The following is a 7484-nucleotide window of genomic DNA, read 5'->3' on the forward strand; positions in this document are numbered from 1 at the left end:
TCATCCTGATTGGGTTATTTGCCTTAATTGCCCGGTGTAATTACCCTCAGCGCTGACAGGGCAGCCGTAATAAGAGACTTAGCCATTATTTTCCCCCTGCGGCGCTGCGCCCGGAGAGAACTCCCGCGGATCAAGTTTGCCCAGCTTCTTCAGCATCTCGTCAGTATTGAATCCGTTCATACCGCCGCCTGACTGATGATGGGCATCAGCCTGCGGTGCCGGCTCCGCCTCCTGATTCTGAGCCTGCTGTTGCCCGTTCTTTTCCGCTTCCAGCTCTTCAATCGTTTTCAGCTGGAATCCATCCTGGAACACGACGGTCACTTCGTTGCCGGCACCAATCGGAATGACCGGGTGATACTGCTCGGCCCTTTTGATGTAGTACTCGCTCAGCGTCTGCGCAGCTTTAGATGCACCACCGCCGACCCCCATTTTCAGAACGTCACCGGCGCCAACAGATGCGGTTGCCCCCAGGCCAACAGCCGGCTGTGAAGCCCGTTCCATGCCCTGACCAATCCCGTCAACAAAACCGGCCCCCCATGCCCAGCCGAGGATTTTTCCGTTACGCATCACCACCTCTCCCTTAACCCCGTTTTTCCCCATAAAGGAAACGTGGCCGTTAATGGGCTGATCGATGGTTTTATCACCTTTGATACAGCTGATATTGCGGGTACGGACAATGGCGCGTTCGCTGGAGACATCGCCCCAGGCTTCAAGGCCCACAAAACACCCTGTCAGGTCGTAGGTTTTGCTGTTTGGCATTTCCACGCGACCAGTGATACGCAACTGCATCGGTACAGTTGATTCATTCCCGGTAACAGACGCGTTGGCATCTGCCCCCTCGATAAGCATACTTTTTGCAAAGCTCCCCGACGGAATGTACGGCAATGACTTCGTTTTTTTTCCTTTGTCGTAACTGAACGTTTTACGCTGTATCTGGTTTGGTACCGGTACAGACTGGTAGCTGACCTGCGGCGGCGGTGTCATACCATTCCCCGGATAGAATGCCGTCGGAGGCGGTACCGCGGCGCCGGTTTGCGGCGGATAACTGGCTGGCTGCGGCTCCCCTTCCGGACCGGGTGGCGGTGACGGAGGAGTCGGCGCGGGCTCGCCACCAGAGACAGCCGGTTTCACGCCCAGCGCCTTCAGCTGAGTCTGCATGGCTTCATTGTCACTGCTGAGCTTGTCGATACGTATCTGGTCAGCGGTTCGCGCCTTACTCAGCAGGTCCACTTCCCCCTGCAGGGAGTCAAAACGCTTGTTGAGATCAGCGGCAGTCGCCTGCATTTCTGTTGTCGCGTGCTGCTCCACCTTACTGTTGAAGCTGCTGTCGACCACCCCGGTCATATCCGGTGCGGGTTCGCCCTGAGCCGGGGCTTCCTCATCAGAGCTCATGTTCAGATCTGACAGATACAGCCCGCCTCCGACTGCTGCCGCGCCGCCCGCCAGAATGAGTCCCAGCCAGATATATTGCTTACGTTTGATCAGCGTGTTGAAGTTGGCCATCAGCGCTTCACTCCTTCATCTGACGTCGTGACCCAGATCTGCATGCGACCACCGGCAGTCAGCAGGCCCGCCGGGGTACTGAACATGACGGCACGTGTTCCGGGCTGCCAGAAATCGCTTTCACGCACCATACGGGGCGACAGGGAGACGTTATCCAGACTGTAACGGACGACTTTCAGGTGGTGGCCGACCCAGACCCTGTCGGCAGTGGCGCGCAGACCAGCCGGCACCTGCAGCACTTCAGAGGTGACGGGGACAGACTGATACTCATCGGGTACGCTGCCCTGGCGCACGGCGCGATTAAGCGAAACCAGTAACGATTCATAGGGGTTCGACTCTTCCCAGGCTTTTGCCGGACCGGGGGTACCCGCCAGCTCGCTGACCAGCTGAATTGTCCGGCCTGAGCCCGCACGGGGCACGGCACGAATGGAGAAGTTCAGCCCGCGTTCGGTTTCCACAATGAAGGTGAATGGTTTTTTACTGACGGTCGCCAGAATGGCACCGCCGCTGTCGGTCTGCTCCTGGTTTGTCAGGCCACCGTCCAGGCTGTTTATCGCCGTGATGCGATCTCCAGGTACTGTGAACAGATTCGGGTCGGTGTTACTCACGGCAATATTTGCCTGACCACCATTGGTCAGGGGGACCACTGTCGGCGCCAGCGTACCGCTGAGGGTCGCGGACATCGCGGGGGCGGCCAACAGCAGACAGCCTGAAATAAATAACGGGTTAATTTTTTTCATTATTTATTTCTCCAAAACGCGCCAGCCAGCTGACACCATCGACACGACTGAACTGAATTACATAGCTTTTAATTTCACTGTAGGGTTTGGAATCCCCAATCCACGTTTTCAGCTCACCCCGGATATCCACGCGGTTCTCTGCCGGCCAGGCACGCATCGACGTCATATAAAAGGTGGAATTAACGTTATTGTCTTTAATGCGTTTCGCATCTTCAGCCAGCTGGACCTTGAGGCTGTTCTGCGAGGCGGGTAATACATACCGGAGTAGCTGCTGATGCTGGGCATCAACCGTTTCCGGCGTGACATTCAGACGCAGGGCAACAAAGGACAGGCCCAGCTGCTCAATATAAGAGGCGTCAGCCTGGTTCTGAGACACCGCAAAGGGTGCACGGAATAACATCGGTGTCACCGCCACTTTCTGTTCCGTCTGCAGACGGTAATTATTTATGCCCTGGATAATATTGGTCGCAAGACTGAGGGTCAGGAGTGTCCCCAGACTGATAAATCCCACAGCGATAACGCGGGTGGTATTTTGTCTGGCACCATGTTCCATATGTTATTTCCCCGTTGATTTATTTAATCCACTGCCGGAAACAGGAGTCCGGAACATCATGAAAGAAACCTTTAAGAAGGGAGGTTGGCAGATACCAGTAAATCAGGTCGCGTAGCCAGGAACTGCCCCGCCCTTTTTTCAGTTTCTTGATACCCCAGAAAACCAGTACCGCTGAAGCTATGCCAAATATGAACTTGCTGGTCCAGAAACCCCAGCCGAGACAAATCACGGCCGGGATAAGTTCATCGAGATATAAGCCAAACCAGCGGGACTGGTTAGTCAGTGTTTCCGGGAAACGGTATCGCTTTAATTCGTCTCCCGTCATCACGTGCTTCCTGTCAGTAACCGGCGACCGACATACCGATGGTGATAAAGGTGGAAATAATCGCGAAGCCAAACAGGAACTTCACGTTTTTGGTCATCATGTACATGATGCCGCCGGCGACAACTTCCGCCAGAACCACCCATTTGACGACGCTGGACTGCTTACCAAACGTGCCTTTAACGGTCGCATCCCCGGACTTCATCAGGTCGGTTGCCGTGGTGGTGGCCATCGCAGCATCCGGGAAGAACGCCGCCACAGCAGCAACCGGCAGCGCAACTTTAGCGACTTTCAGGGCTTTCTTTTTATTGAAAACGCGGGACATAAAAGACGGTTTGGTTTTTTCAGAGACAGCAGAGCCCTGAACACTTAATACAGCATTCATATTTATTTCCTTTAAAGAGAATGTATACGTTAGTAGAAAATCACATCTAAACCTGATTTTTTATATCTTTACCTTCCTTCCTCCTCGCTCTGTTCAGAAAAAATATAATTGGGGAAGCGTCTTAGATGATCTTTAAGTCGCATCGCCACTTCCGTTGACTTCGTTCTGCCACTACGGTTCTTTGCGCTAACTAAAAGCGCATGAGTGTCGTCATCAAGGTAAACGGAAACAATATTCTTATTTCCAGTGCTGGTATAACGCTTTGACACACTGCTTCTCCGATTAGAAACCTTATAGACAAATCATTACACAGAAAGACACAGGAAATAAAGGGGCTAAACTGCCCCAACCAATTTAACAATTTATTAACATAACATATTCATAAACATTCTCAATAAAAAAATATATTTTCCTGCTCCTGTAGCAATCCGTTACAAATGCTCTAAAAGACGGATAAACCTCCAATACTTTCTCTTTAGCACGATCGATCCTTTTTTTTACAATCTTCTCAGGCACAGAAATATAATTTGATATGTCCATATAGCTAAAACCAAGAACATAAAATGAAAGAGGAATGATATTCAAATCACTTATCCTTGCAATAGCCTCATCAAAATCCGGAATGTCTTTTGATTTTATGAATTTCATTTTTCGGCTGGATAATGGAACCGTTATCAGAAGATTCATTTGCCAAAAAAAATAAAAATCATCATCCAAAAGACTGATACACTCAATTCGAATTTGAAAATTTGATTTTCCACACGAAAAAATTTTACTTAACACACAACCTTTACCTAGCGCCATGCAATCAAGTTCTAACTGGGAAAGCATCAACTCCAGTTCATGAAATGATCCTGAGAAACTACCTGCTACACATTCTGTTTTAAAAAAGTCATACATTTGTTCAAATGATGTATTGGAATATAGGACATCGCGTTGTTGGTTTCTTACGCAAACAGAGACAGGTGAGGTGTTATACAACCCCTTTATGTGAAGAAGAGCATCCCTAACCGATTGACTTAAGCTGTCATCACCACTACGATCCATCGCACACATAGGTTCCTCCTTAGAAGGGTTCTATGGATAGTTGGTGTAGAGAGGTTGCATCTCTCTACACCAATGTTTCTCAAATTTTCAGTTGCTCTTGAATTATAAATCCCATTTAACTGGATGTCATCAAAATAGATTAGATCATTCTTCTAAAGATTCTCAAAAAAGAAGTATATTTATTCAACTTATAATAAAAAACTAGACGGTCCATTATTACATTTCGCAATGCCTTACGCTAATCATTGTCAGTGTCATCCACTTTTGGAAAGAATTGCTCTATCACAGCATTAACGTCATCCCGGATGTTTTCTATTAACCCTGACCATTCCCATCTTGGGTTACCATGAACATGAGGACTCAAACATTCAATCCCCAGCACCTTATTCACAGTAAACTGTGTTTTAACCATGCTTTCAAGCAGCGCTCTATTGAATGCCATCTGATTAAACCCGGATTCTTTGCGTTCCATCTGGGCTTCGTAGACACGCAAACCAAGCTCAAGCAACATCGATGCAATACTTGAATAGCTAATATCTTTCTCTTTCGCACCTTCAGCACGACGCTGAACTGCTATCGCATTAATTTTCTCTGCAACTTTGTCATTTACATAAACTTGGATCTTAGCCATAGTCCCTCACAATTATAATCTCGTATAACCCACAAAACTCTAAGTGCTAAAACTACGCATGTTGCGCGATTCACTATTAGAGTCACTATGATAGAAATGACGATTCATTCCACGAATCACTATCCTTTTAGCCACGAATCTAATATAGATTCATGGCTCTTGTAAATAAATGTTTTACAAAAAAATAGTCTCTAATGAATCCCATACAATTCGCCAGTGAATCTATTTAGATTCATAGGCGAATCGCTTTAACACATTAAATAAATGTACTGCACATTATTTTTGTCATAACTCACTGTTTACAAATACCAATCTGCAAAATTTTAATTTTGCGTGGGGTGTGGTGATTTTGTGGTGAGGAGTGCATATATGTTGAGTCTCGGTCTTGGATGGGTTAAGGTTATTCCGGGATTTGGCACGGAGGGGAATTCATGAAGGGAGTAGCGTTTGGTATCATCCTGTCTTTAATACCATTGTCATCAATGGCAGCAGACTGCTTTGATATGGCTGGCAGGGATTACAAAATTGATCCGGATCTCCTGCGTGCTATATCATGGCAAGAATCACGATTTAAAATTGATGCGATTGGGCGTAATCCTGTTACGGGTTATGGATCAGGCTTGATGCAAATTGACTCGCAGCATTTCAACGAACTGTCGCGATATGGAATAAAACCGGATCATCTTCTTAGCGATGCTTGTCTTAACATCTACACCGGAGCCTATTATCTGGCTCAGGCGTTTAAAAAGTGGGGCGTTTCGTGGGATGCAGTCGGGGCATACAATGCAGGCTTCAAAAAGACCCCGCGCCAGGCAGCAAGACGTTACGAGTATGCGAAGAAGATCCATTACTACTACACGGCTATCAAAGCAAGCAAACGAACTTCTTCTAAAGATCAGAAAATCGCCATGAACTAAAAAACCTTCTGATATAAGAAGGCTTGAATTTCTTAAAAATCTACGGCATCTATACCTGGATAATAATCGGCATCACTATCAAAATGAAAAAGCAGATACCCGCCCTCCCGGTGCATTAGTATGAGATTTTTGCGTAAAAATTTTGACACCCCACCTCTTTTTAGCGCCAGAAGATGGCGTTTGAAATCATACATCCTTATAACACAACCATAAGGTGTATCATGTATCCACTCTAAGTAACTATCGCAAGTTAGATAATTGGTTGTTGATGAAAGCACCTGAAGAACTCTGATATCACCTTCTTCCATATGTGAAATACTGATACAGACAGCTTTAAATTCAAACATAAGTATTCCCACCATCAAAACGCCGGACAGCTGCCCGGCGCTTATAATTAGCCTTTAAGAGTGCGGAATTTCTCCGCAATTAACCACAATGCCTTATTGAGTTTAACATCACCATCGATTGCTTTTACTGGCCGGGTTGTTGTTCTTTTCCCTTTTTCAGTTCGGCCAGGCAAACCGCCTTTAATCAGATTTTCCTGGACCCTTTGATATGTAGTCCAGATGTCATCTTTTTTATCTTCATAACGGCGCGGATGAATTATCTGTTCAATACTGACCGGAGATTTATTTTCATCTTCATATCGGTAGGTTAATGCAGCTTGTCCAAACAGACGCTGTTCTTCCTTGGTTAAGGCAATAGACTTCATGACATCAACGCCTTCAGTTATTTTATCGAAAATTCCCAGAACTTCGTAAGCACCTTCGATAACCCTTCCCACAATATCACCTTTATGAGGTACACGAATCTCACCAAACGACGTACCGCACACAAGGCCATTTGTGCATACAAAACGGAACATACCCGGGATCATTTGATAACTGGACGATCCATCATGCGAGTTAAGAAGAATGATTTCGGGTACTTCTGTTCCTTTATTGGCCCCTTCACGGCGAAGTCTTACCATATGCTTAGTATGCCCCCGTTTATCCTCATCCCTTACTCGTGACTGACAGGCAAAAAATGGCTGGAAACCTTCTTCACGTAATTTATCCAGCAGTGTAATGGTTGGAATATAGGTATAGCGATCACTACGTGAATTATGCTTTTCTTCTGAAAACACAGAAGGTACAACCTTGACTAATTCATCGTTAGTCAGTGGGCGTTCCTGACGAATGGAATGAGTAAGTCCAAATCGGGATGCTAAACGCATATTATTCTCCTTCACCTGTTTAATTTTTTAACCATCACCCGTTGAGTTGCCGGGGCCGCGGTTTTGACTTTGTGCGGGGACCTGCTGAACCTGCCCCTGGATATAACCTTCACCCGTTTGAGAGCCGTTCGCCGCGAGGGCGTAAACGAGCACGGCCCGGTGCAGATGTC

The 7484-nt window shown here is 47.0% G+C and carries 11 protein-coding genes; 1 reads left to right on the top strand and 10 read right to left on the bottom strand.

The window, feature by feature from the left end:
* Positions 1-78: 78 nt before the first annotated feature.
* The 8 genes from traB to traM form a co-directional block, all read right to left on the bottom strand.
* Positions 79-1503 (bottom strand): F-type conjugal transfer pilus assembly protein TraB, encoded by a 1425-nt coding sequence (gene traB, locus L2I46_RS25900; RefSeq protein ID WP_004194260.1) that lies wholly within the window; start codon positions 1501-1503, stop codon positions 79-81.
* Positions 1503-2243, bottom strand: a complete 741-nt coding sequence (gene traK / locus L2I46_RS25905; protein ID WP_013023821.1) for a type-F conjugative transfer system secretin TraK — start codon at positions 2241-2243, stop codon at positions 1503-1505. The genes traB and traK overlap by 1 nt, the downstream gene beginning before the upstream one ends.
* Positions 2230-2796: a type IV conjugative transfer system protein TraE gene (gene traE / locus L2I46_RS25910; RefSeq protein WP_004144423.1), complete on the bottom strand. Its 567-nt coding sequence runs from the start codon at positions 2794-2796 to the stop codon at positions 2230-2232. Before traE ends, traK begins: the two co-directional genes overlap by 14 nt.
* A gap of 19 nt (positions 2797-2815) precedes the next feature.
* Positions 2816-3121 carry a type IV conjugative transfer system protein TraL gene (traL, locus tag L2I46_RS25915; RefSeq protein ID WP_004144424.1) on the bottom strand — a complete coding sequence of 102 codons (306 nt, stop codon included), beginning with the start codon at positions 3119-3121 and terminating at the stop codon, positions 2816-2818.
* Positions 3122-3134: 13 nt separating this feature from the next.
* A complete protein-coding gene (gene traA / locus L2I46_RS25920; RefSeq protein ID WP_004194426.1) occupies positions 3135-3503 on the bottom strand; it encodes a type IV conjugative transfer system pilin TraA in 369 nt (122 codons plus the stop codon).
* Positions 3504-3571: 68 nt separating this feature from the next.
* Entirely contained in the window at positions 3572-3772 is a 201-nt protein-coding gene (locus tag L2I46_RS29555; RefSeq protein WP_004194116.1) for a TraY domain-containing protein, read from the bottom strand.
* A gap of 85 nt (positions 3773-3857) precedes the next feature.
* A complete protein-coding gene (locus L2I46_RS25925) occupies positions 3858-4559 on the bottom strand; it encodes a hypothetical protein (RefSeq protein ID WP_004194113.1) in 702 nt (233 codons plus the stop codon).
* Positions 4560-4788: 229 nt separating this feature from the next.
* Positions 4789-5181, bottom strand: coding sequence for a conjugal transfer relaxosome DNA-binding protein TraM (gene traM / locus L2I46_RS25930; protein WP_004194114.1), 393 nt, complete (start codon positions 5179-5181; stop codon positions 4789-4791).
* 431 nt (positions 5182-5612) lie between these two features.
* On the opposite strand from traM, the gene L2I46_RS25935 reads away from it, so the two are divergent.
* A complete protein-coding gene (locus L2I46_RS25935; RefSeq protein ID WP_001568108.1) occupies positions 5613-6098 on the top strand; it encodes a transglycosylase SLT domain-containing protein in 486 nt (161 codons plus the stop codon).
* A gap of 32 nt (positions 6099-6130) precedes the next feature.
* On the opposite strand, the gene L2I46_RS25940 is transcribed toward L2I46_RS25935, so the two are convergent.
* Both L2I46_RS25940 and L2I46_RS25945 read right to left on the bottom strand, forming a co-directional pair.
* Positions 6131-6460, bottom strand: coding sequence for a DUF5983 family protein (locus L2I46_RS25940; protein ID WP_011977736.1), 330 nt, complete (start codon positions 6458-6460; stop codon positions 6131-6133).
* A 32-nt stretch (positions 6461-6492) separates the two neighbouring features.
* Positions 6493-7314 (bottom strand): DUF932 domain-containing protein, encoded by an 822-nt coding sequence (locus L2I46_RS25945; protein WP_004152492.1) that lies wholly within the window; start codon positions 7312-7314, stop codon positions 6493-6495.
* Positions 7315-7484: the final 170 nt, after the last annotated feature.

The sequence above is a fragment of the Klebsiella sp. 2019SCSN059 genome (genome assembly GCF_021739525.1).
GTDB lineage: Bacteria > Pseudomonadota > Gammaproteobacteria > Enterobacterales > Enterobacteriaceae > Klebsiella > Klebsiella quasipneumoniae.